The organism is Dyadobacter psychrotolerans (assembly GCF_004349265.1).
Lineage (GTDB): Bacteria > Bacteroidota > Bacteroidia > Cytophagales > Spirosomataceae > Dyadobacter > Dyadobacter psychrotolerans.
The window spans coordinates 249,729-273,744 of the sequence record NZ_SMFL01000003.1 but is presented as its reverse complement, the minus strand read 5'-3'; the positions used below and the strand labels follow the sequence as shown (position 1 = coordinate 273,744).

27 protein-coding genes and 1 tRNA gene are annotated in these 24,016 nt (G+C 41.2%); 13 read left to right on the top strand and 15 right to left on the bottom strand.

Annotated features, from left to right (window positions below):
• The first annotated feature begins 144 nt into the window (after positions 1 to 144).
• The gene (gene dacB, locus E0F88_RS08950; protein WP_131957899.1) at positions 145 to 1,617 is read left to right on the top strand and encodes a D-alanyl-D-alanine carboxypeptidase/D-alanyl-D-alanine endopeptidase; all 1,473 of its coding nucleotides are present in this window, start codon (positions 145 to 147) and stop codon (positions 1,615 to 1,617) included.
• A gap of 5 nt (positions 1,618 to 1,622) precedes the next feature.
• Entirely contained in the window at positions 1,623 to 2,033 is a 411-nt protein-coding gene (locus E0F88_RS08945) for a GNAT family N-acetyltransferase (protein ID WP_131957898.1), read from the top strand.
• Positions 2,034 to 2,075: 42 nt separating this feature from the next.
• Here the strand turns inward: E0F88_RS08945 and hslV are convergent, their stop codons facing one another.
• The 4 genes from hslV to lepA form a co-directional block, all read right to left on the bottom strand.
• The gene (gene hslV, locus E0F88_RS08940) at positions 2,076 to 2,618 is read right to left on the bottom strand and encodes an ATP-dependent protease subunit HslV (RefSeq protein ID WP_131957897.1); all 543 of its coding nucleotides are present in this window, start codon (positions 2,616 to 2,618) and stop codon (positions 2,076 to 2,078) included.
• Positions 2,619 to 2,816: 198 nt separating this feature from the next.
• Positions 2,817 to 3,053: a hypothetical protein gene (locus E0F88_RS08935; RefSeq protein ID WP_131957896.1), complete on the bottom strand. Its 237-nt coding sequence runs from the start codon at positions 3,051 to 3,053 to the stop codon at positions 2,817 to 2,819.
• A 17-nt stretch (positions 3,054 to 3,070) separates the two neighbouring features.
• Positions 3,071 to 4,756, bottom strand: coding sequence for a pyruvate dehydrogenase complex dihydrolipoamide acetyltransferase (locus E0F88_RS08930; RefSeq protein ID WP_131957895.1), 1,686 nt, complete (start codon positions 4,754 to 4,756; stop codon positions 3,071 to 3,073).
• 206 nt (positions 4,757 to 4,962) lie between these two features.
• Entirely contained in the window at positions 4,963 to 6,750 is a 1,788-nt protein-coding gene (gene lepA / locus E0F88_RS08925; protein WP_131957894.1) for a translation elongation factor 4, read from the bottom strand.
• 702 nt (positions 6,751 to 7,452) lie between these two features.
• On the opposite strand from lepA, the gene E0F88_RS08920 reads away from it, so the two are divergent.
• From E0F88_RS08920 to E0F88_RS08895, 6 genes are all read left to right on the top strand, one after another.
• Positions 7,453 to 7,923 (top strand): Lrp/AsnC ligand binding domain-containing protein, encoded by a 471-nt coding sequence (locus E0F88_RS08920; RefSeq protein ID WP_131957893.1) that lies wholly within the window; start codon positions 7,453 to 7,455, stop codon positions 7,921 to 7,923.
• Positions 7,924 to 8,034: 111 nt separating this feature from the next.
• Positions 8,035 to 8,385, top strand: a complete 351-nt coding sequence (locus E0F88_RS08915) for a PadR family transcriptional regulator (RefSeq protein ID WP_131957892.1) — start codon at positions 8,035 to 8,037, stop codon at positions 8,383 to 8,385.
• A gap of 36 nt (positions 8,386 to 8,421) precedes the next feature.
• Positions 8,422 to 9,447, top strand: a complete 1,026-nt coding sequence (locus E0F88_RS08910) for an energy transducer TonB (protein WP_131957891.1) — start codon at positions 8,422 to 8,424, stop codon at positions 9,445 to 9,447.
• Between the two features lie 141 nt (positions 9,448 to 9,588).
• On the top strand, positions 9,589 to 10,119 hold the full coding sequence (locus E0F88_RS08905) for a 3'-5' exonuclease (protein ID WP_131957890.1): 531 nt from the start codon (positions 9,589 to 9,591) through the stop codon (positions 10,117 to 10,119).
• Positions 10,120 to 10,198: 79 nt separating this feature from the next.
• Complete coding sequence (locus E0F88_RS08900) at positions 10,199 to 10,378, top strand: hypothetical protein (protein WP_131957889.1); 180 nt, start codon at positions 10,199 to 10,201, stop codon at positions 10,376 to 10,378.
• A gap of 188 nt (positions 10,379 to 10,566) precedes the next feature.
• Positions 10,567 to 10,640, top strand: a tRNA-Ala gene (locus E0F88_RS08895).
• A gap of 1,296 nt (positions 10,641 to 11,936) precedes the next feature.
• Here E0F88_RS08895 and E0F88_RS08885 read toward each other — a convergent pair.
• The 6 genes from E0F88_RS08885 to E0F88_RS08860 form a co-directional block, all read right to left on the bottom strand.
• Entirely contained in the window at positions 11,937 to 13,016 is a 1,080-nt protein-coding gene (locus E0F88_RS08885; RefSeq protein ID WP_131957888.1) for a DUF6161 domain-containing protein, read from the bottom strand.
• A gap of 531 nt (positions 13,017 to 13,547) precedes the next feature.
• Entirely contained in the window at positions 13,548 to 14,297 is a 750-nt protein-coding gene (locus E0F88_RS08880) for an adenylate/guanylate cyclase domain-containing protein (protein ID WP_131957887.1), read from the bottom strand.
• Between the two features lie 9 nt (positions 14,298 to 14,306).
• Entirely contained in the window at positions 14,307 to 15,023 is a 717-nt protein-coding gene (locus tag E0F88_RS08875) for an SEC-C domain-containing protein (protein WP_131957886.1), read from the bottom strand.
• Complete coding sequence (locus tag E0F88_RS08870; protein WP_131957885.1) at positions 15,004 to 16,014, bottom strand: adenylate/guanylate cyclase domain-containing protein; 1,011 nt, start codon at positions 16,012 to 16,014, stop codon at positions 15,004 to 15,006. Before E0F88_RS08870 ends, E0F88_RS08875 begins: the two co-directional genes overlap by 20 nt.
• Positions 16,015 to 16,043: 29 nt before the next feature.
• Complete coding sequence (locus E0F88_RS08865; RefSeq protein WP_131957884.1) at positions 16,044 to 16,547, bottom strand: Pycsar system effector family protein; 504 nt, start codon at positions 16,545 to 16,547, stop codon at positions 16,044 to 16,046.
• A 70-nt stretch (positions 16,548 to 16,617) separates the two neighbouring features.
• Entirely contained in the window at positions 16,618 to 16,842 is a 225-nt protein-coding gene (locus E0F88_RS08860; RefSeq protein ID WP_131957883.1) for a DUF2188 domain-containing protein, read from the bottom strand.
• A 217-nt stretch (positions 16,843 to 17,059) separates the two neighbouring features.
• On the opposite strand from E0F88_RS08860, the gene E0F88_RS08855 reads away from it, so the two are divergent.
• Together E0F88_RS08855 and E0F88_RS08850 are read left to right on the top strand one after the other, a co-directional pair.
• Positions 17,060 to 17,401 (top strand): helix-turn-helix transcriptional regulator, encoded by a 342-nt coding sequence (locus E0F88_RS08855; RefSeq protein ID WP_131957882.1) that lies wholly within the window; start codon positions 17,060 to 17,062, stop codon positions 17,399 to 17,401.
• Positions 17,398 to 17,970 carry an ImmA/IrrE family metallo-endopeptidase gene (locus E0F88_RS08850; protein WP_131957881.1) on the top strand — a complete coding sequence of 191 codons (573 nt, stop codon included), beginning with the start codon at positions 17,398 to 17,400 and terminating at the stop codon, positions 17,968 to 17,970. The genes E0F88_RS08855 and E0F88_RS08850 overlap by 4 nt, the downstream gene beginning before the upstream one ends.
• A gap of 25 nt (positions 17,971 to 17,995) precedes the next feature.
• Here the strand turns inward: E0F88_RS08850 and E0F88_RS08845 are convergent, their stop codons facing one another.
• Positions 17,996 to 18,946: a hypothetical protein gene (locus E0F88_RS08845; protein WP_131957880.1), complete on the bottom strand. Its 951-nt coding sequence runs from the start codon at positions 18,944 to 18,946 to the stop codon at positions 17,996 to 17,998.
• 153 nt (positions 18,947 to 19,099) lie between these two features.
• Between E0F88_RS08845 and E0F88_RS08840 the strand changes: the two genes are divergently transcribed.
• The 3 genes from E0F88_RS08840 to E0F88_RS08830 all read left to right on the top strand — a co-directional run bounded on the left by E0F88_RS08840 (position 19,100) and on the right by E0F88_RS08830 (position 20,833).
• Positions 19,100 to 19,525 (top strand): helix-turn-helix domain-containing protein, encoded by a 426-nt coding sequence (locus E0F88_RS08840; protein ID WP_229213709.1) that lies wholly within the window; start codon positions 19,100 to 19,102, stop codon positions 19,523 to 19,525.
• 101 nt (positions 19,526 to 19,626) lie between these two features.
• Positions 19,627 to 20,181 (top strand): hypothetical protein, encoded by a 555-nt coding sequence (locus tag E0F88_RS08835; RefSeq protein ID WP_229213708.1) that lies wholly within the window; start codon positions 19,627 to 19,629, stop codon positions 20,179 to 20,181.
• Positions 20,138 to 20,833, top strand: coding sequence for a nucleotidyl transferase AbiEii/AbiGii toxin family protein (locus E0F88_RS08830; protein ID WP_131957878.1), 696 nt, complete (start codon positions 20,138 to 20,140; stop codon positions 20,831 to 20,833). Before E0F88_RS08835 ends, E0F88_RS08830 begins: the two co-directional genes overlap by 44 nt.
• Positions 20,834 to 20,959: 126 nt before the next feature.
• Here the strand turns inward: E0F88_RS08830 and E0F88_RS08825 are convergent, their stop codons facing one another.
• The 4 genes from E0F88_RS08825 to E0F88_RS08810 all read right to left on the bottom strand — a co-directional run bounded on the left by E0F88_RS08825 (position 20,960) and on the right by E0F88_RS08810 (position 23,901).
• Positions 20,960 to 21,544 (bottom strand): hypothetical protein, encoded by a 585-nt coding sequence (locus E0F88_RS08825; RefSeq protein ID WP_131957877.1) that lies wholly within the window; start codon positions 21,542 to 21,544, stop codon positions 20,960 to 20,962.
• A complete protein-coding gene (locus E0F88_RS08820) occupies positions 21,541 to 22,482 on the bottom strand; it encodes a relaxase/mobilization nuclease domain-containing protein (protein WP_131957876.1) in 942 nt (313 codons plus the stop codon). The genes E0F88_RS08825 and E0F88_RS08820 overlap by 4 nt, the downstream gene beginning before the upstream one ends.
• On the bottom strand, positions 22,472 to 22,849 hold the full coding sequence (locus tag E0F88_RS08815) for a plasmid mobilization protein (RefSeq protein WP_165940023.1): 378 nt from the start codon (positions 22,847 to 22,849) through the stop codon (positions 22,472 to 22,474). The genes E0F88_RS08820 and E0F88_RS08815 overlap by 11 nt, the downstream gene beginning before the upstream one ends.
• A 122-nt stretch (positions 22,850 to 22,971) precedes the next feature.
• Positions 22,972 to 23,901 (bottom strand): DUF8464 domain-containing protein, encoded by a 930-nt coding sequence (locus E0F88_RS08810; RefSeq protein ID WP_131957874.1) that lies wholly within the window; start codon positions 23,899 to 23,901, stop codon positions 22,972 to 22,974.
• Between the last annotated feature and the right edge of the window lie 115 nt (positions 23,902 to 24,016).

The following is a 24,016-nucleotide window of genomic DNA, read 5'->3' as shown; positions in this document are numbered from 1 at the left end:
GATATAGTGTGCCGCCGCTTTCGTTACCCAACCGCATTAAGTTAACACAAAAGTATCAAAAAAGAGACTGAGATTTAGGCTTTACTTACTAGATTAGAACTGATTCTTTCATTTTGCAGGGAAAACCTGCTACTTAACGACTATATGAAATTTCTTCTTGGTTTACTTCTGACAATTTTTGGAACTGTAAATTTTGCACAGTCGGTTGATAGTCTGGGTTTAACAAATTTTAGTGACGCAGTGCTCGAACTACAAAACAGTGAGTTGTTCCGAAATGGTACGCTGGCTGTCAGTCTGAAATCTGTAAAACAGGGAAAGCAAATTTTTTCTCTGAATCAGCAGCGCTCGCTTCCTTCGGCGTCCACATTGAAATTGGTTTCGACCGCGACAGTCCTCTCTGTTTTTGGCGGAGATCACCGGTTTCAAACTTTTCTTGAATACGATGGCGAGATCAGAAAAGATACTTTGTACGGCAATATTTATATACGAGGCACAGGCGATCCGTCTTTGGGTAGCGACCGTTTCAAGGGATACCCTGCTTCTGCTGCGCTGTTGGCACGGTGGAGTGCAGCTGTGGCCAATGCAGGGATCCGGTTTGTTAAAGGCTCGGTGATTCCGGACGCATCATTTTTTGATAAACGTTCGGTTGCTGACAGCTGGATCTGGGCTGATTTAGGAAACTACTACGGTGCAGGCGTACAGGCACTAAACTTCAATGAAAATTTGTATAAAGTGAAATTTAAACCGGGATTATCAACCGGCGATCCTGCTGCATATCTGGGTACAGAGCCAGGTATTTCTTATTTGGGCTTTACAAATCAGGTTACAACGGGTGAAAAAGGTTCGGGAGATCAAACCATTTTGTACAGCAATCCGCTGGGACATGAGGTTGTTCTGACAGGAACTGTTCCTATGGGTTTTACCACCTATACAGTTAAAGGATCCATTCCAGATCCGTCTGGTTATGCTGCTTACGCACTAAAAGAAAGTTTGGTAAAATCTTCTATTTCCGTGGCTGGAACCACAACACTGCTTACAGGTGAACCTGTGCCCATAATTGGTCCCAGGAAGATTTTAGACGAATATAAATCGCCGACACTACGCGAACTTTGCCTCCAGACGAACTTGTGGAGTATTAATTTGTATGCGGATTCATTTTTGAAACAATTGGGAAAAAAACTGGCAGGTAACAGCGAATATGACGCTTCTGCGAAAGCCGCTACCAATTACTGGGTTTCAAGAAATGCGGACATGAGAGGTTTTTTTATAAAAGACGGCAGTGGACTATCTCCCTCAGGATCATTAACAGTTCACAATTTGACTGAAATTTTAAACGCTGTTAACCGTGAAACCTCTTTCAGTGATTTTTATAAAAGTATCGGTATCCTGGGACAAACCGGAACGGTACGAAACCTGGGAAAAGGAACAAAGGCCGCAGGTAATGTCAGGGCAAAAAGCGGATCAATTGAGGGTACACGGGCGTACGCAGGATATGTCACTTCCAAATCAGGAGAATTACTGAGTTTCGCCATTATTGCGCATAAATACCAGCCGGGCAGCAGTCGTGTAGTGGGAGATGAACTGGTTCGGCTGATGACCTTGATGGCACAAATTTGAATGAAATGAAAATTGAAATTAGGATTATAGATGCGGATGAGACGCTGGCTATCAGACATCAGGTTTTGTGGCCGGACAAATCACCGGATTTCGTAAAAGTCCCGGAAGATGAAAGTGCATTCCATTTCGGTTTATTTGCAGATGATAAATTGGTTGCGGTCATTTCCTTATTTCCGGAGGGAGATAAAATAAGGTTCAGAAAATTTGCAACGGTTGCTGCATTTCAAAATAGGGGACTGGGTTCAATTTTGCTAAATTACGTTTTTGATTTTGCTAAAAACGAAGGATACAAAAAGATCTGGTGTGATGCTCGTACGACTGCTCTGCCCTTTTATGAACGGTTTGGTTTCAGCAGATTTTCGGATTCATTCTTAAAAGAAAATATTGAATATTATAAAATTGAAAAGATGTTGTAGAACTTAGGAAAAGCCGGAAATCTCTTCCCGGCTTTTCCTAAGTTATTGCTGTACCTTTTCAATAACAAAGTTGTGATTGGTATAAATGCATAGGTCGGCTGCGACAGTCAGGCTTTCTCTCACCATTTCATCCGCCGACAAATGAGGCGCGTGTTTTTTTAGTGCCTGCGCTGCTGATAAAGCAAAATTTCCGCCTGAACCAATGGCTGCAATTCCGTTTTCAGGTTCAAGTACGTCTCCGGTTCCGGAAATTACAAGAATTTCATCCTTGCTGGCCGTGATCATCATTGCTTCCAGTTTCCTTAAATAGCGGTCGGTACGCCAGTCTTTTGCAAGTTCTATGGCAGCACGTTTCATGTTTCCGCCATAGGCATTTAATTTTTCTTCAAAGCGTTCGATCAGTGTAAAAGCATCAGCTGTTGATCCGGCAAAACCTGCCAGAATTTTACCTCCCATCAAAACCCTTATTTTTTTTACATTGCCTTTAGCTACTGTGTTTCCCATTGTTGCCTGTCCGTCGGCTCCCAGTGAGACCGTACCGTTATGTAGTATGCCAAGGACGGTTGTTGCATGTATTTTCTCCATGAATTAGGTTTCAGATGTTCTTTTAAATTTAAATATTTTGTAAGTCAGCCGGAAAGCTGTCTTAGTTTATTGTTTCAATTCTGTTTCTTTCGTAAATGGTACACTTAGGAAAGACAAAATCTCAAATGGCTGGTTAAAACAAAAGTGCCAGGTAATAAAACCTGACACTTTGTACATTTTTATATTTTTTAGAACAAGTTAGTTCAACCTCAGAAGAAAAGTCTCCTGGCCGATAGCAACGGCATTGGCCTGGATCAGCAGGGGAAGAATCTTTTTAAGGTCCTCTTCTCTTCTGGCCTCCATCTTTTCACAGGCTTTTAACGTAATATCCAATTCCATAGAAACTTCGTCCAGCTTAGCTGAAATACTGTCAATTCTGATCTGCTGTTCAATAAGTTTTAGTTCCAGTTGATCTAATCGTTCTTCCAGTGACATGGTTTTGGATGGTTTTGTTAAACTAACATACTCATTGGTTCTTCCAATAATTTTTTAACTGTATTAAGAAAAGCGGCTGCAAGCGCTCCATCTACAACACGGTGATCTGCTGAAATAGTTACTTTCATGATGTTGGTTGGATAAACCGTTCCGTCTTCTTTGAAAGCAGCTACTTTTTTGATACCGCCGATAGCGAGGATACAAGAATCCGGCGGGTTGATAATCGCTGTAAATTCATCTACACCAAACATGCCAAGGTTTGAGATAGAGAAGGTATTTCCTTCCCAGTCTTTTGGCTGTAATTTTTTATCTTTTGCTTTTCCTGCAAGATCTTTTACTTCACCGGAAATGGCAGAAAGTGTTTTTTTATCTGCATCTCGAATCACAGGAACCAGTAAGCCTTCATCAACAGCAACAGCAACTCCGATGTTTACGTAGTTGTATCTTCTGATTTTATCTCCCAGCCAGGCCGAGTTAACTGCAGGGTGTTGTTTAAGAGCAACAGCACAAGCTTTGATTACCATGTCATTGAAGGAAATCTTGGCAGGGCTTACTTCATTTAGCTGCGGACGAAGCGCAATCGCTTTGTCCATCACAATTTCCATAGTAACATAGAAATGCGGTGCAGTGAACAAGCTATCGCTCAGGCGGCGTGCAATGGTTTTACGCATTTGCGACACAGGTGTGTCAGTAAAGTCGCCGGTTGCCGGAGAAGAACTTGCCGGTGCCGATGGTGCAGGTGCTTTCGCTTCTGCAGCCGGAGCCGCTTCTGCTTTCGGTGCTTCGGTTTTAGCAGCTGGCTTGAACTCATCCACATCGCGTTTTACGATCCGGCCGTTATCTCCGCTGCCAGGCACCTGACTTATATTAATTCCTTTTTCGTCAGCAAGACGTTTTGCAAGAGGAGAAGCTTTGATACGATCGCCGGAATCAGCCACCGATACAGATTTTTCCTCAGCAGCCGGTGCTTCCTTGGCAGCTCCTTCAGCTGCGGGTGCGCTTTCCGGTTCAGCTTCTCCGTTTTCACGGGCAAGCAATGCTTCCACATTTGCTCCTTCTTCTCCGATTACCGCAATGATACCGTCAACAGGAACCGCCTCACCTTCTTTAATACCAACATATAGCAGGGTTCCATCCTCATAAGCTTCCAGTTCCATGGTTGCCTTATCGGTTTCTACTTCTGCCAGAATATCGCCGGATTTTACTTTATCGCCCACTTTTTTCTGCCACGATACAAGCGTACCTTCTTCCATTGTGTCGCTCATTTTAGGCATGCGAACAATAGCGGCATTTATTTTTTCAGTTGACTTTGCAGGTGCTGGGGCAGCAGCAGCAGGTTTCTCAGGCGTTGCCGTTTCAATTGCAGGTGCGGCTGGTTTCTCCTCTTCTTTTGCAGGCGCAGGCGCCGCATCTTTTGGAGCTCCGTTTTCACTTCCGCCTTCAAGCAAAGATTTATAATCTTCTCCTTCGTTACCTACCACAGCCATAATACCATCAATAGGCACGGCGTCACCTTTTTGTACACCTATGTATAGAAGCGTACCGTCATAATAAGATTCAAGATCCATCGTAGCCTTGTCGGTTTCGACCTCTGCTATAATTTCTCCGGATTTGATTTTATCACCTACTTTTTTGTGCCATTCTGCGATAACACCTTCTTCCATGGTGTCGCTCATCTTGGGCATACGGATTACTTCTGCCATATCGCTTATTAAGGTATTTTAGTTTCTTGGTCAAAAATTGTATTTCAGTCAAAATTACAACAAAAGGCTAATTTAGCACTTCCTTTTGGTATTAATTCTATAATCAAAGTATCCCTTTAATTAGCAAAAGTGCCTGGAAAGAATACTCGTCTGTTGTAAATTGTTTGTAAAACAGTTAATTAGGATTGAATGTGTGCCAAAAACTATTAGTTGATCTTCAACACCGCCATAAATGCTTCCTGTGGAATTTCAACATTTCCCACCTGTCTCATTCGTTTTTTACCTTTTTTCTGTTTCTCAAGCAGTTTCCTTTTTCGGGAAATATCACCTCCATAACATTTTGCAAGTACGTCTTTACGCATTGCCTTAACAGTTTCACGGGCAATAATTTTTTGGCCGATAGCTGCCTGTATGGCAATTTCAAACATCTGGCGCGGAATCAGTTCGCGCAGCTTTTCGCAAAGTTTTTTACCCCATTCGTAAGATTTCGAACGGTGAACAATTGCTGAAAGCGCATCCACGGGCTCCCCGTTTAACATCACGTCAAGTTTCACCATGTCCGATTCCTGGTATCCTGCCAGTTCGTAATCAAGTGAAGCGTAACCGCGGGAGATTGTTTTTAATTTATCAAAAAAGTCAAATACAACTTCGGCAAGCGGCATTTTAAACTGCAGCTCAACACGGTCAGCAGTAAGGTAAACCTGATTTTTCAGGATACCCCGTTTGTCCATACAAAGATTCAGAATCGGGCCGATGTAATCTGCCTTGGTGATAATCTGTGCGTTAATAAATGGTTCCTCGATTGTTTCGATGGTTGTGGCATCAGGCATTTCCGAGGGAGCGCTAATATTGAGCAACTTACCTTTTGTATTCAGAATCCTGAACTGAACAGAAGGAACAGTTGTGATAACTGTCATGTTAAATTCTCTTTCCAGCCTTTCCTGCACAATTTCCATGTGTAACATACCCAGGAAACCGCAACGGAAACCAAACCCTAGTGCGGCAGAAGTTTCCGGCTCCCAAACAAGCGCAGCGTCGTTCAGCTGAAGTTTTTCCATCGCTTCCCGAAGTTCTTCAAATTCGGTGGTATCAACCGGATAGATACCGGCAAAAACCATCGGTTTCACTTCAGAGAATCCAACAATTCCTTCACTAGCAGGACGGTGTAAATGGGTGAAAGTGTCACCAACTTTAACTTCTTTGGCAACCTTGATACCAGAAATCAGATAACCTACATCCCCACACTCAACAACCTGTTTTGGTATTTGTACCAATCCAAGCGTCCCAATTTCGTCCGCATTGTATTCTTTTCCGGTAGCCATGAATTTAACCCGGTCACCTTTTTTAATACTTCCGTTTTTAACACGGAAAATTACTTCAATACCTCTGTATGAATTGAACACCGAATCAAAAATAAGTGCCTGCAGCGGAGCCTCAGGATCACCTACCGGAGCGGGAATTCTTTCAATGATAGCACTTAAAATCTCTTCAATTCCAATCCCTTCTTTTCCACTTGCCGGAATAATGTCTTCTCTCTTGCAGTCGAGCAGATCTACCATTTCATCCTTAATCTCCTCAGGTCTTGCACCCGGAAGATCAATTTTATTCAAAACCGGAATGATAACCAGATCGTGATTAATTGCCAGGTAAAGATTTGAAATTGTTTGAGCTTCGGTTCCCTGCGAAGCATCCACAAGAAGAAGAGCGCCTTCGCAAGCCGCAATGGAGCGGGAAACCTCGTAGGAGAAATCGACGTGGCCGGGAGTGTCAATCAGGTTCAGTATATATTCTTCTCCTTTATAAAGATAGTTCATTTGAATGGCGTGGCTTTTGATCGTGATCCCGCGTTCGCGTTCAAGATCCATATTGTCAAGAAGCTGTGCCTGCATTTCGCGCTGAGTAACCGTTTTGGTAAATTCTAATAAACGGTCTGCCAGTGTGCTTTTCCCATGATCGATATGGGCGATGATACAAAAATTACGAATTTTCTTCATGTAGTAAATTAAGCCGATAACCTGCTGCCGGTTATCTGATTGATGCACAAAATTACGAGGCTGTTGGTGATTTTAACAGAAAGGGAGATTTATTTATTATTTTTTCCGGCGAACTCTGCTTTGCGCTAACGGTAAAGGGCATAAATTCTATTCTAAAATTCAATCTGCTGAATAATATTTGAGATGACAATGGTTGATATCTGCTAAAAATTATCTGTTAACTATCAATAAATCAGCAAATTGTATATAAAAAAGAAAAACACGCAGGTTTCAAAATGAACCCGCGTGTCAAATTACACTTCATCAACAAACTAAAAACCAAATAAAACTACTACGAAAATATTCGCTTGTCAAGTTTTTTTTGCTGTAGGAGGGGGATTCGAACCACCCACGGTGCGGTTAGCTACGGTACAAATACTGATTTGGTGGTCCACCCCAGTCGACTTGCGTCGGCATTATGCCGCGTTTATCCCTTATTCACCACCCCCGAGACAGGAGGGCATGGCTGCCAGTTTCATCACCCTACAATGTGATATTTTTTCAATTCGTTACTTTTAACTTTAAAAGCTTGTTAAATTGACTCTGCAAAACTAATTCGAAAGACTTTAAATATAAAATTTTTTCATAAAAATTTCGTAAAATTTATCATTTTTTCATAAATTGAGCCATAATGTTGCGAAAAACCTAACGATTTGTAGATAAATGCTAAAATATTCAGACATTGATAGTACGGATCTTCGGATTCTGTCCTTATTAATAGAAAACGCAGCGCTTGCCTATACCGAAATTGGAAAACGTGTGTTTGTTTCAGGCGGTACAGTTCATGTACGTATGAAAAAACTCGAACAGATGGGCATCGTGAAAGGCTCCCAGCTGGTGATCGATCCGGCCAAACTTGGATGGGATATCAGTGCTTTTCTGGGGATTTACCTCGATAAAAGTTCTTTGTATGAACAGGTAGCCACCGAACTGGAAAGCATTCCGGAAGTTGTGAACATTCATTACACAACGGGTATATACAGTATTTTCATAAAAATTGTCTGCCGCGATACCGGCCACCTTAGGGAAATTCTTCATGATAAAATACAGAAGGTGAATGGTATACAAAGAACTGAAACCTTCATCTCACTTGAAGAAAGAATAAACAGGTCCATCCCGCTGGCAGAGGAGTGAAATCCGGAAAAGATTCTTTGGTAAAAATAATTGCCTGAACGAAAGAAATATTTTACTTTTGTATTGTATATATAAAAAACTTATATATATTTGTAAAGATCAAATTGAATTATGGAGAACAACGCAACGAGTAATGAATATGTGAGGGGTACGCTTAAGACAATCGTACTGAATTTACTGGCAGAGCATGATCGCATGTATGGTTACGAAATTACTCAGGAAGTAAAAGAACGCACAGGTGGCGCTATTGCACTGACTTTTGGAGCACTTTATCCGGTTTTACATAAACTCGAACAGGAAGGTATGCTTTTGACTGAGTCGGTTGAAGTGGACGGAAGATTAAGAAAATACTATTCACTGACAACCCCCGGAAATGAAGCAGCACGTAATAAAACCAATGATTTAGAGCGTTTTATCGATGCGGTGAGGTTATTGCTTGCACCCCGGTTAGCAGCAGAATAAATGAGTACCATGGCCAATTTCTAAACAGAAGATCAGATGAAACGCCTTCAGAAAAATCGTATCGAACAGTTAAGCACATATTTGCTTGCCAATAAACTGAATCCGGAATTGCTTCCGGAAATACTGGATCATTTGGCCTGTGAAGCAGAAGAACGACTTTGGGACGGGAAATCGTTTGAGCAGGCTTTCAACGGAATCGTTGAAACCGCTGATACGCAGACTCTCCTTAATTTGAGTGTTGATCATAAACATCTGTTAGCCATGGGAAAATCATTAGATGACATCGTTTTTGAAGGCCGTAACAAACTTTACGGTGCTTATGCACTGAGAAAAGGGTATGGGCAAACTATGCAGAGGTCTGTTTTACTGGGAGTTACTTTGTTTTTAGGTATGGTTCTGCTTCCTAATCTGTACGCCAGACTGGTCCCGGAGGCGAAGCCTGAGGATATCGCGTATGTGGTTGAGTTTACAGATGCGGAGATTCGTCCTGATGTAAAACCGGTTCCACCGCCGGTGAAAGAAGAGCCAAGGCCTGTTGAAAAAACAATAAGAAGTGTGATTCCAACGGTTGTTCCGGATGAAAATGTTGATGTTGAGTATACGCCGCCGTTAACCGAAGAGCTTGAAACTGCAAAGGCCGGACAGGAAACCCAGGATGGATTGGTAGATGTAGATATTATAACAGCACCATCTGCTGGTAACATTCCAGGCAACAGCATTGCCGCAGAAGTGTTACCAGAAAAAGTGAAAGAATATATTGCTGTTGACCAGAAGCCGGAATACGCAGGAGGCAATGCAGCTATGGGTGCATTTTTGCAAAAACACCTGAGATATCCTTCTGAGGCGATCAAGGCAAATATTCAGGGCAGGGTTTTTCTCGAATTTACTGTGGGAGCCGATGGGAAGATAGAAAACGTAAAGTCGGTTAAAGGCATCGGATTTGGGTGTGATGAAGAAGCGATCAGAGTGGTGAAGCTAATGCCGGAATGGAAACCGGGAAAACAAGCCGGTGTGCCGGTAAGGGTTCGCTTTACTTTACCAATTATGTTTCAGATGAATTAAGCAAAAAAATATTAGTAAATGCCTTCTATTATTTGTGTGAATCCTCGCTAAGGCGAGGATTTTTTTGTTTTTTTGTATATCAATTGACAGCAGGAAAGCCTGCACTAAAAGTTTTTTATTTAAAATGACATTGAAAAATTAATGTACGCCATTGTTGATATCGAGACAACAGGAGGGGGAGGAGCTGCGCGTATAACTGAAATAGCTGTTTTTCGCCATGATGGGAATCAGATCGTTGATTTTTTTCATTCACTTGTAAATCCTGGAATTTATATCCCTCCGTTCATCACCCGTCTAACCGGCATTGATAATGCAATGGTGCAGGATTCGCCCACTTTTTATGATATACAGGATTCTGTCAGGGCATTGACGAAGGACGCCTGGTTTGTAGCGCATAATGCCAAGTTCGATTATGGCTTTATTAAAAGAGAATTTGGAGCAATGGAAGAGTACTATCAGCGGGATACATTGTGTACTGTTCAGCTTAGCAGAAAAATATTTCCGGGATACAAATCTTACAGTTTGGGTAACCTTTGTGAGAGTCTGGAAATTCTCGTTGAGAACAGGCACCGTGCACATGGTGACGCAGCTGCAACAGTAAAGCTTTTTGAGTTACTACTTCAGAATGATCAGCAAAAGCTGATACCCAAAGATCTTTATGTTTCGGTTTAGTCTGGGTAATTCTTCGTGGTGGAATGATTGTTTTAAGCAAAGGATAAATTCTTTTTTTTTAACTAAAATCGTTCTTACTATGAAAGCGTTCCTCACCTATATTTTCATCTTCTTTTTTGCATTCAGTCTTACAAGCTGTGAACTCGCCGGCGGTATATTCAAAGGCGGCGTGTGGACCGGCGTTATTTTGGTGGTAGGTATTATCGCTGTCGTAATCTGGGCACTTTCAAAAGCCTTTGGCGGTGGAAACAGAAACTGACAAGCTAATCAAATAGATAAGAGACGGAGTTTCTGTAAAAAGTTGCTCCGTTTTTTTGTGTTTTACATTCTTGCTAAGATCGTAATCTTAAAAATTTAGTGTCGAAGCTTGTTTATAAAGTTTCTCTGCTTCATCTTTGCACTCCTTCCAAAAGTCGGAGGGGTAGATTAAACTCTGATTTTGAAAATGGGGGATTAGCTCAGTTGGCTAGAGTGCTTGCATGGCATGCAAGAGGTCATGGGTTCGAATCCCATATTCTCCACCTAATTATCAGCCACTTGCAAGTTATTTGTAAGTGGCTTTTTTATTTGGTCGAACATTGGTCGAACATTATTATTGAGTTTGTTTTAGGTTCTATTGCTCTTGTTATTCCTAGTTTTGTATTTTTTACGTTTAATTGTTTAGTGAGGTTCTAAATCTTCACTGATAACGGTAAAGATTAGCTCGCTTTTACAATTACCAGTAATCATAATACGCCTCATAATCAGTAGGTGTTTAGTTCGATTCTAGGTGGGCCTACTTACAATAAAGCTTGCAATAATTTTTGAAGTGCGGAATTACTAGCAGTGTGCTGAGTCTGTAACTTGAGGAATACTCACATTTATTGCAAGTGTCCATAATGTTTTAAGTGTTTATCGATTGATAAAGACAAACCCATTGATTTCGGTATAACTCTTAAAAAAATAAATCTCTTCCGAAGGCTTTGTAGTCAAAACATCTTTCATGAATTTAAAGGGCTCCTGGTAGCATTCCGGTGTACTCGACATACTGGTAAGTAAACTCTGTTTTCGGATCTTTCATAGCTCCTCCTAAGTATCCCTGATAGGTCTTGTTCAAAACCTTCCGCTCTGTCATCATCCATTTCAGAAACTACTTCGACGTATTTGAATGTGTCCTGATGTAACTACTTCCTAGATCAAAAAAGATGGAATATATTCATATTATTGGAACATAATCTTTGGGCGAAAGCAGCTGCTCTTAAATTCATTGCGCTGATATTCATAACAGTCTATATAAAATTCCTTTGCATCTGAATAGTCTGATAAATCAAACTATTTTCCGAAAAGTGGTCCGGCATTATACATCCCGTAAGTGCCTACATAAATCTTTGGTGTGTTTTACACATTTTCATCCGTAAAAGACATTTGATTTGGCTAAGCCCCGGCTTTGCGCCAAAGGGCAATCGTATGTACTACTCGAATGAAAAATGACGGGGTTTATCTCTACGGGGTTAAGGCTCAGGCGGCGGTTTAAGGAGCGGCCGCAAGCCGCAGTAAATAGCCGAATAACGAATTGAAGGCTTGAAGCCGTCGTTTTTCACTTCGTAACTTTCGTTTGTATTGACTGGTAAATATACGGCTGGTTAGTTTTTGAGAGGCAATTGAGCGTAACAGATTTATTTAATAAAGAAATGATTTAAACTTTAAGGAAAGTCGTGTTTAATTTACAGGCGGCCGTAACTCAGTATTTAATAATAATCGTAAAGGTGTTTCCTTCTATTTGGCCAATAAGATTTAAAACTTGAGAAGCGTTAATAAAATGGAGATGATGAAGCGGTCTACTTACCTTGGAAAGATTTAAATATTTCCACAATTTTGTGTGGTGACTCCTCTGTTTCACCCGCAACGTAACCAGTTTGCTGACTATTAAATATTGCACGGGTCGCCTCTATCAAAACTGCATTTTTCGTTTGATCATCGGCAGAAGGTGAATTCACAAATGCTTGAAATGAAACTAAGGCTGTCTCTCGGTGTCTGTTCAAGACTTCATTGTGCTTACATGACTTGTAGTTCTTCGAGCTCAAACCCAAAAAGTACAATAATGTTGTAAGAATCAATAGCTTACTTAGACTCATTTGAATAATATCGTTTGTATTAACGTTAGGTAACATTCCCATATACACCATGTAGAAGTTCATACCTGCGAACAGTGTTATTAGTGTAAGAACAACTATAATGCCGATAAGCCACCACCTTGCCTGGTCTTTAAATCTTTTTGATTCTGCGCTAAAAAGTCCGGCATAATTTCTTATCCCCTGAAAAGTCGGTAACATACCTACTTCGTCCAACGACGCTTTGACCTTGACAATCAATTCGTCGATATCTTTAACTTTCCTTAAATATCCATCAATTTTTGCATTGTAATTGACAAGGTTCTTAGTGACATTTTTCCCAATCAATACTTCTAAAAATAGGATAAGCTTCGGCACTAAAGCGTTCAATCTAGCTCGTATTGATTTTGCTGATTCTTCATCCAACTGTTCCAAAAACTCCTTTTCAATTGAACTATGCCTGGATCTTGCCTCATCCTTATTCAATTTCTCCACTATTGAATCTACGTTTGCCACAGAACTTCTGAATTGCGATGCAACAGAATTAAACTCATTGACAAAAACATCAATGTCAGCGCCATCGGCGCCCGATAGTGTTTCTCCTTTCCAATCGCTATCAATGATTGCGCCGACAAGTCCTATTGAATATTCCATTAGTTCTTTCAAATGAATATCATCCAGAAATAGTTGAACACTAAACCGCTGTAACAGTTCTTTATGGAAAAGGAAGTTAGAAGCCAAGCCACTCAATGAACTTGGCGACCTTTCGTATTTCGAAACTTTTGGATACCCTGAATAAAAATTCATAACTGTGCAAATTAAAACTAGTATACTATTCACATCTATTTAATGTGACCGCCAATTTTTACCTATTGATACATATTTATCTGAAGATAAAAAGTGTTCATCATCTCCATAGTGAACTATTTCCTCTAACGCATATTCTTACTAAAGTAAGATGATCGTTTGAACTACCCTACTGCCTCCATAAGCACAAAGATGATTGCATAAGCTCTGACTGATATGCGCAGCACCCATCATAGCGAATTTTATTTGAACAGATGAAGATTTCTTCGTTTTATCTTATTCGAGCAATAACGTATGCATACTCACTAAACCAGCTGTAATGAATTGCGAAGATGCCTTTCTTATTAGCATTTATATTTCAAAAGAAAGATCCCGACTGCAACATTTTATCTAGCTGAATTTCAAACTTCATTATTGAGGCGACCGTCCGATATCGTTGCTCATCAAACTGGAAATAATCGTTAAAGCTTTCACAAGTGTTACCTAGACGCCTTCTTTTAGTACTATACTCTTGGCCTGAATATGCAGTGTTTAGCCCCAATAGCTCTCCATGTGGTCATTGCGCCAAACACCATCGAAGTCAAGATTATAATACTCGTATGGTATTTTATCCTTAGCTTCAAAGATCCGTCGATCAGAATCAATATATTGGCTAAGACCCTTTTTATATGCGCTCGGCCCCACATTGCATCGATTTCCTTCACCAGCATTCAAAATTCGGCTTGCATAATTGATCGTTGAACCAGCAAAGAGTTTCTGCGTACCAAGAAACTTTGTACTTATTGAAGTCAGATCAATCTGGCCAAATTCTATTGCTACCTTTATTTTTATACCGTTGTCAACATGAATGAATGAGTCTGTTCCAGCGATGTACTCACATATCTCATCCAAGTCTTTAGCTAAGGCATGCACTGACATATAGACTTCTTCAACCGTTTTGAACAAGGCTAAAAACTGATCACCAGCGAACCCCACCACAAGCCCGTTATTTTTTTCCACCGCCATTACCCCTCCGATAAGTATATCTGATATGTACTTTGCAACACGATTATTTTGTGCTTCAGAAACTGCTACAATTTTGGTGTAAGAATTAATGTCAGCCAATAAAGCAAAGGCTTTAAAGGGCTCTTCATTATTTATTAAATCGATCATCATCATGTTTATTTCAGAATCGTGCGAAGCACTAAGAGGTAAATACGCTGTAAAAATGCCACAAATTAAAGCGGGCAATACGGCATTGCTGGAACCGGCCCCTACGGTACCCATTATCTTAATATCCAACAGCTGTATTCAGCTGCCCGCGACAATTGAAGTCATTCCTCTCCGGAATTGCTTGAAAAAAGGAACTTGAGGCGTTTGAATCAACTGAAAGTTGCTCAGGTCACTTTTAAGCTGGGTTTTGGAAATTTTCTTTAACTCATTGATCACCAACAAATGGCATTTTCTGTACTTGCGGCCTGATCCGCACCAGCACATATCTCTGTATCGAGGCAAACGTGTGTGCAAGAAGCTGTCAATAAACTTGGAAATCAACTCAAAATCCTGCGTCTTAAACAATTTCTGATAGAATTGAATCACTCCGCCAAAGCCGTGCTTGTATTCGAAGCCAGCAAAATGTCCCTCTACCATAAAATATGACTGGTTAGCCAAATACGGGTAAGCATATTCGCTCAAAAAGTCAATAATTCGAAAATCCCGATGGGCGCGAATAAAAAGCTCATGTGATACTCCGACACAGCACCAACCATCCTTGTCAATATGCCGGTCTATTACTCTCTCGATGAGTTGGCTCACCTCATGCAATTCTGGAACCCCGCGGGGGTATTGCGTTGGAACTGTAATCCTGATATTGTACGTATTCCAGTAAACGCCCTGCTGATCAAAGATGTCTATATCGCCTTCAAAAAGCACATTGCCGCTTTCCAAAGCAATTGTTAGCAGCTTTGGAAAATGGCGTCTCACCTCCGCGAAGTCTTGCGTCGCCTCCTTATCCAACCTGGTTGCCATAGTACGGATTACTTACAGCAGCTATTGACGCTAACCCCGTTGTTGGCTGAACGACCTTCACCTGTCTAGGCTTTATGTGGATTGTACCATTGAAGTGATTCGTCGCAATATGCTCATTTTGCACAAGATATGTCTCCCAGTCGAAATCGTATTGAGTATAATTAAAGTTCTTAGCTTGGTTGCGAAAAATGTATCGGTGTTCCTCACCAAGCCTTGCAGCTACAGGTGAGTAAAACTCACTGGGAAATAGACCAACAACGTTGTCCCCAACAACTATACCGTTACCCTTCGCGTTGGCCTGCATTTTCGGGGCCAAACTGGTGTGCAGACTGCAAGTTGTGACTTCACTGGCCTCGCCTGCTCCAGCTAACATCCATAATACATCATCGTCGTTACCATAGTCAATTCCGATACGAGTGTATATTGGCTTTATTCCCCTGGATTCAAAAAAAGACTTAATATCTGTTTTCATGAAGTGCGTGAAAAGACTTGCCGCACTTAGGCACCTTTGAACACTGTCGGATCTAGTCTGCTGCTTGCCACCGAAGTAGACCAAAGTCCCATCTCCATGCAGACGTTGGATATACCCGCCGAATACCATACAGGTGTGTATCGCAGCAATCTGGATCGTATTAGTAACGATGGCAACCACCAGCGGGGAATAATACTTAAACAAATTAGTCGAACCCTTGATGTCGATAAACATCGAATGGATATAATGATATTCAACTCCGTTTTCATACTTCAAATGTTGGAAGTCGGGATGCAAACCAAGCTTCTGATTGAGCGCTGGTCGCAATCCCCAGTCGCTTGAGAGATCCTGCAGGCTGGGTAACGGTTGGGCATTCTTGGTTTTTTTAAGTAATTGTTTCTGCTCCTCCAACAAACTCCTTTTCCTGTCTTCGTTAAACATAACTTCTGGTGCCGACAGTTGGATTTCATTTGCAAGTGCCGCCCTGATATTATCCAGGTAGCTTTTATATATTTCCATTGATGTACTTAAAATTAGTGAGTTAATAACTATTGAAGAATTTTGACACCAATCACGACTATACAGGCGAAGCAACCAGCTAGTAAATAAGTGGCGATCCGAAGTCGGGAGAACTTTCTGTTAAGCCCTATTGCCAAGGCTTTTACCTGCGATACATAATCTTCGTAGCAACGTATCTCGGTTAGAGAGTCAAGCTGCGTTTTAAAGCTTGACTGTGAAATATTGGCCACGTTGTTAAAATTTATTAACGACCCATTAACAGGATCAGATTCCCTACTGATAAAAGGAATGATCGCCAATAGTGTGTAAGCAATGCTTCCAAGGCACAGGATCAGTGCTGTCCATATAAAGTACAGTACGTCAAACTGCTCTTGAACGTCGCTTTTGATTGCATAATATCCAGTGATAATCCCGCCCAGCAGAAATGTATTCAGGGTTAGGTACAGATTACCCTTGTTGTTGACGCTGTCGTAATAATGGTCGTATCGATCCATTACATGACGAAGCATCTCGATCTTCTCCTTAATTTGCATTTACTATTCGAATTACTTCTTAATTGCTCTGAAATTTTTTAGGCCGGAGCATGCTCCGGCCCGCTTTTAATTATCCTTTCGGTGGATAGGGATCATTACCATACGAATTTCGCCAACTGATTTTCGCATCAGACCCGTGAACGATCAATTCAGATTGCTGATTTCTGGCAATATCCGTTGCAATGTTAATTGCTTCACGCTGGGTATCGACGAGTCTAGTAGCTCGCTCATTACCAGCACCGACCACAGCCCACCCATCTCCGCGGGGAACTACATGTTGATTCTTTTTAGACATAGTGAATTGTATTAAGGTTTCAGTTCCAACAAATAGCCATTGTCAATAGTTCATTTTAACAATAAAAAAAAATAGTCAATATTACTAACGTCAATCAAATTGACTATTGGTAAAATGTTCTTATCTTTGACTTGTAGAATTCAGTCTGTACGCATATAGTTGTACTTTTATATGTATCCGAAGATATACGAATCCAGCATATTGAAACTTATTAAAAATGACAGATCGACAAAAAGACGTTTTGTACGATATTTTAGGCAGGAACGTTAAGAGAATCAGATCTAAGATGAAACTCACCCAGGAGCAATTGGCTACTCTTATTTCGCTAACCCGAACGTCTGTGGTTAACATTGAACAGGGAAAGCAGCATCCGCCGGTTCATATTCTACTTGATCTGGCGAAGGCTCTTGAAGTAGGAATACACGATCTAATCCCGAGTGAAAAGGAATATAAAGGAGATTCGAGATTGGAAGAGTTTATTCCTGAAGGTGTTTCTTCTGAAGGAATTGAAAAGGTTGCATTGTTCTATAATGACTTCAAAAATGAAAAAGGTTCATGAATAAGAAACGTCAAAAGCAAATCGAAGAAATTGCAGGTAGCCTACTAGAAGACCTTGGGTTATACCCTAAGAGCGTGAACGAATTGATAAATCAAAAAGGAATCGACATCAAGCGCGTTGTTGGCCTCATGGGTGTTGGTTTATCTGAGTATGACTTCGGCGATGATGTCTCCGGCGTCTTACTTACCGATGGACGCAGTGCCAAAATCGGATATGCGAAAGATAACGGCCCTCTTCGTCAACGATTTACGATCGCCCACGAGCTTGGGCATCTGCAACTTAAACACGAACGTCAAGGCGTCTTCGTTGACACACCAGAAAAATACTACACGTTTTTTCGGGATTCGAAATCCTCTACTGGCGAAGATGTCCAGGAACGGGAAGCCAATGCTTTTGCGGCCGCGATTCTGATGCCTCGCGATTTGGTAATTCAAGCAGCTAATGAAATCTACCTGTTAGGAATTACGCGTAGGGAAGATTTCGACATCGTAGAGAGTCTTGCTCAGCAATTCAATGTCAGCAAACTAGCAATGAGCATCCGCCTGACCAATCTGGATTTGCAATGGTAGAACAGTTTTGACACCCTTATGCATCTTACTCTTCCCGGCTGCGGCCAATCAGATACAAAGCTTCCGCTAGCTTAACTGAATATACAAAAACCGGAAGTATATCAATCCAAACACCCCATTCATGGGCAGGATGTTTGCTCAATGCGAAATCATTGATTTCGATTAAAGCCTTCTTCCACTCTTTCATGGGTTTGTATTCGAAAAAGGACGTAAGTACTTTGTGTGGATTTATTATTTCTTCTTTTGTTAACAGGGAGTGAAACATTTCGTGAGTAACGGGAAATAATTGCTGATCTTCTGATTTGGAATTTATATCTGTGTAGACCAAGTCTTCTTCATTCATAAGATAGGCCACATTGATGATAGACTCAAGCCTTTCGAGATGGTGTGAAACACTATTTGGGCTTCCTTTCTGATAGAAATGATCCTCGGATGTTACTTTCAATATTTCATATAAATTAATCTTGAAACTCATTAATGAAGAATAGTCGAAGAAACTGCAGATAACCTGAAAAGGGTCTTTTATCCTCTCCCTGTACCAAACCGAGTGGTTTTTTAGCTTTTTATGTTTCTTTTTGAGTTTACTCTTTTGGGAGTGGTCGGTTAATGGAGAATAGTCGAAAGCGCTTGCAGTGGAGTTTTTATTTGGTACTGAACTCTCGATATTTTCATGGGAGGCCTTATTTTCGGTGTTTGCGCCCACAATCTGTTCCACATCAGTATGCTGCAATAAGAAGACTGCCTCAATAAAAGGCATCAGGTTTTCAAAAAAGTAAACTTGTTCTCCGGCAGATGCGTTTGCATCCGTGTTTTTAGCTGAAACCGAATTGCTTAACATTTGCCAAAGAAAAAATCTGCAATCAGCGATGCTGTGCAAGCTGCAAAACTGACGAATGAATTCCGATGGATCATTGATTTCCTGTGGTGACATCCAAAGCGGGCGAACGTCTGCGTGATCTTCTGAAATGAATCTCATAACTCTGTCATTTATGATAAATCATTCCGGAAATTGAGCTAAATCTGGTTTCTAAAAAATTCTGAAATTGGGAATTTTAGCCAGAAACGACTATTTTAGAACTTTATACCAATCTATTAGCATTATATTTACGACATGAGCTCATCATCTGATATGGCCAAAAACATACACCAAGGCAGAAACGTAAAGCGTTTCCGGGAAATGCTGGGAATCAAGCAGGAGGGCCTTGCGTATGAGTTGGGTGAGGATTGGACACAAAAACGAGTGTCACTTCTGGAACAGAAAGAGACTATTGAACAGGATATTTTAGATCAGGTAGCTAAGATATTAAAGGTTCCTGCCGATGCCATTAAGAATTTTGACGAAGAAACAGCGATCAATAACATTCAGAATAATTATGATAACTCAATTGTCCATGCTGGCCCAACTGTAAATTATAACTGCACGTTTAATCCGCTGGATAAGTGGGTTGAAGCGTTAGAAGAAAATAAAAAGCTTTATGAGCGTCTTCTAAAAGCAGAGCAAGATAAAAATGAACTGCTGCAAAAGTTGTTGAATAGTCAGAACAAGAATATCTAATATTACGGTTTCGTTAGGATTGCTAACCAATCTTATTTTTGTACTTTTATTGTTTGCTGTTCGCAAATCGCGAACAGCAAACAAATTTGTATATTTGTACTATGAAAGCACACAACGGAATGCGTCCTTTGGATGTAGTAATCTTGCTTAAAATTATAAGTCTGAGAGGTACTGCATGGCAGTACAGGGATCTGTCAGCTAAACTATATATGAGTGTTTCTGAGGTTTCTGAATCACTCAACAGAAGTCATATAGCAGGACTTATTGATGACAGCAAGAAGAACCTACGCTTAAATGGCCTAATGGAATTCATAGAATTTGGCCTTTCATACGTATTTCCTGTAGTACCAGGGCAAATTATTACAGGTATACCCACCGCCTATTCACATCCGTTTTATAAACTACAATTTTCAGGCACGGTAGATTACGTTTGGAAGAGCGAACAGGGATCAATGAGAGGTCTTTCCATCGAACCGTTACATAAGGGAGTTCCCCAAGCCGTGTTGGAGGACGAATTACTTTATAAGTTACTAGCAAGTATAGATATTCTGAGAGTCGGGCGCTCAAGGGAGAAAAAAATGGCCCTGGAGCAACTAAAAATGATAATCCTTAATGAGTCAAAGACAGAATCTACTTCGTATAAAAGCAGTCTATGATGCTTTAGAAGAACTGCAGGATTCAGTAATTTTTGTTGGAGGAGCTACGGTTTCGCTATATGTACAGCGTGTCGCAGAAGAAATCCGCCCCACAGACGATGTTGACGTTCTGATTGAGCTAACAGATTACAAGGCTTATGCCACTTTGGAAGAAAAGTTGAGAGCCAAAAAGTTTGTGAACGATATTGAATCCGGAGTGATATGCCGATATAAAATACAGGGGATAACCGTAGATATTATGCCGACCGATGATAAAATACTCGGGTTTAGCAATATTTGGTACCCCCAGGGTTTTAAAACAGCAGTAAAATATGATCTGGGGGATGGCTATAACATCAATATATTCAGGCCGGAATATTTTATTGCAACCAAGCTTGAAGCATTTAAAAATAGAGGAGGTAATGATGGCAGAACCAGTACAGATTTTGAAGACCTGGTTTACATTTTTAATCACCGCAGAACATTATGGCAGGAGATGTCTTCTGCTGACGAAGATGTCAGATCCTATCTGCAACAGCAATTTAAAATAATGCTTGAAAATCAATATCTGGAAGAGTGGATAAGCTCGCATTTGGAATATACCGAGCAAAGACGGGCTCTGTATATTATAGGCAGCATTAATGAATTCTGCTTTGGGACGGTCTCTCCTTAATTGTAAAAAATGTCAATCCGGTCAAAAGTTAACTTTTCCTACCAAACACGAACCTTTATAAACTTTTGCTGCCCAACGCGTCCATTTTGATCCATAAAAGGCATTATTGAGCAGCAAAAGTCAAAATCAATCCTTTTTGAGCTTTTTGAGGAGAATCTGAGCATTTTTTGTCTCCTGCTGCTTCTGTTTTAAAAGTGCTTCCGCATCCTTTACTACCAACTCATGCGCTTCCCGTTTTGCTGTCTCCTGTTCTGCCAGCTCCGGATTGTGGTAATATATACTATCAGTCCAGGCAGCAATTTCCGGATTGACCTGCCGTACCATCCGGTATTTGACATCCATTGCATGTAGCCGGTTGTTTTCGTCGCTGTTTGTGACGGCAATGCCGACACTAATAGCAGATACAATCAATAGAATGGCTGCTGAAATAATAAAACCCCTGGATTGCAGGTCAAAATGATGGTGGTGCCTGACCTGGGATTGCTGCGAAATGGATTCAATACTTTTTTGTAAGCCATTGATTTGAGTGATTAACAACTGCCCTGAAGGCTGTTTCTTTAATTGGGTATTGATTTCAGTCAGCATAATGCTGATGCTGTCATCCGGCGTAACTTTCTGATTTTTGTTCTGTTCTTCGGCGGCAGAGACTTTCCTGACCAGCTGCGTGAGCACTTCTTCTATGGCATCAAGTTGTTCTTCTATCTTTTTCATAATGATTGTCCTTTATATTTTTTTCTTCTTTTTCGTTGTCTGAGCTCATACGGGTCCGTTTGTGAATGCGACTCGGAAGGACTCATTAGGTCTTTTAGTAAATTATCTCCGGTATCCACTCTTCTGATTGGCCCCTGGAAAGTAGGCAGTTGACTTTGTATTCCTGGCTTCCCCGAGACCAGCGAAGCAGCCTGGCCAACAATCAATTGTTTCTGGTTCTGCCGAATTTTCTCATCCAGTCTGCCGTAGCTCAGGCTTCGGTCGATTTTGGATCCTTTCATCTTTACATCACCCTTACTGAAGCTGATCCCCTGGATCTGCTCAGTTCCGGATTTGTATTTAAGCACCAAACCGATTCCCTGCTTTTTCAGAGCTCCTTCCAGTTCGTTCCAGTTTCGCGCCGTTTGGCTGGCAGCCGTGATGGCGTCATACAGTTCATATTTGATCTTATCCGCACCAGTCAGCTGCAAACGGTTGACCTGGGATTTGTCTTTGCCCAGGTAGTAGCCGTATTTCAAAGTCATCTCTTTACAAATCTTTTGATTTCTTCCTCTTTGAAAACGGTCAGAAATTGTTTTGCCCTCGTTGTTGACGCGGTTATAAATCAAATGTACATGCGGATGGTTTTTATCCTTGTGTTCGACGAGCAGGTACTGGGTTGAATTGATCTTCATCTTTTGCATATACTCCTTTGCACGCTGCATCATGATTTCAGTCGTTAATTTGTCCGCGTCATTTTTACTCCAGCTCAGAGCCACATGACCGACTGCCCGGCGGAGGTCTGGGTTTAATTTTCGCTGCATATTAAAATCATCAATTGCGGTCTGAACGTTTTCCATTCTGATACCCTCTGCATGGATAAACCTGGCTTCCGGTTTTTGAATGACATACCGGACAACCCCTGCAAAACTGCTGCCGACTGTTACCTTACCGATCATCGTCTTGTAGTTTTTTAAGTACATCGTCAATATCAGAAAGCAGCTCCCGGCATTTTTTCTGAACAGATAATAACCCGTCCTTATGTGCCAGATGTGTAAGTTGATTTAGGTTGTTTGCCATGCCGGCCAGCATTCTCAACAGTCCTGCATCCTCGGGTTTTAGCCTGGCAATAACCCTGGCTTTTTTAGCAGCCTGCCGAAACCATGCGCTGGGTTTCATACCTGCTTCTCGAGCTTTCGTCTCGATCAGAAACCGTTCGGTTTCCGTCAGTCTGACCATCAGCTGACTTTCGCGTTTGACTTTCTTGGGCGGTCTGCCGCCTTTTGGATTATAAGATTTCTGGTCTCTCTTTTCTGTCTCTTTCATCACACATACCATTATCTGTTACAAACCTTTTGCGACCAGCGGGAGAAAAAGGCAAGTTGCGTCACGCGGGAGCGGGACGGGTTTTTGCGAAGCGAAAACACAAACTTGCTCCCTAAAGACATTTATAAGCCTAGCCCCCCGGACTTTTTCAAATCCTTGCGTTGATTTTGCTCCTGCTGCCTTGGTTGTTGGTCTAATAAATACTCATTGAGATCTTTAAATTTCTGATACGTACCGGATGCATCGATGGTGTTCAGACCGGCTGCTTCGTATTTCTCCAAAGCTATTCTGCCCGCATGATCATGATCCAGATAGAGAAAAACATTGCGGTAGTTTTTCAAAATGTCCATACTCCGATCCACGAAACTGACCGAGTTCAGGATCAGAAAATCACTGCGAACCGGGCTTTCTTTTCTAAGTGTCAGAAGGGAAAGAAAATCCATGAAACCTTCCAGGACACAAACCGACCAGTTACCATTTTCGATGTGGCTGATATCCTTGGGAGAAGAGGAGCCTTTGAAGTACTGACTGCGCAGTTCATAACCTCCGGAGTTGTTTTTGAAGCCTGTTGCTAAGTAACTTTTGTCTCCGATTTGGTAATAAACTTCCTCGCAATATTGTCGGGCAGTTTCAGGTGCAATTCCTCTTGACTTGATATAATCCGTAAGCGCAGGATTGTTTCCCAACGACTGGACACGCGTAATTTTAATTGGGGAAAAGTCCGCATCCTGGGTAACGCTATCCAGTATATGTAATGGTCGCTTAAAAACTGGTTGCTGTTGAAATAAAAAAGAACCGGATTCAAGCTTTGATAATAATTCTTTCACATCACATTTAAACAGCTGGCATCCCAGATCAATAATATCTCCGCCAATACCACTTCCGTGATCATAAAAGAGGTTAAGCTCTGAATTAACTTTGAAAGAGGCTGTATTTTCCTGGCGCAACGGAGACAGATACCAATGATCCTTTCCACGAATGTATTCAGGAAGGATATGATTACTTTTCAGGAACTCTACAATAGAGATCTCTTTGGCTTGCTGGCAAGTCATAATTACAGGAGTTAAAATGTTAAAAAACTGATGAATTGATGCGCTAAGCGCTTATCTTGTTCTATTTCAATAGTTTAGACTATCATCAAATTGTCATCAAAAAGCATCGAATGCC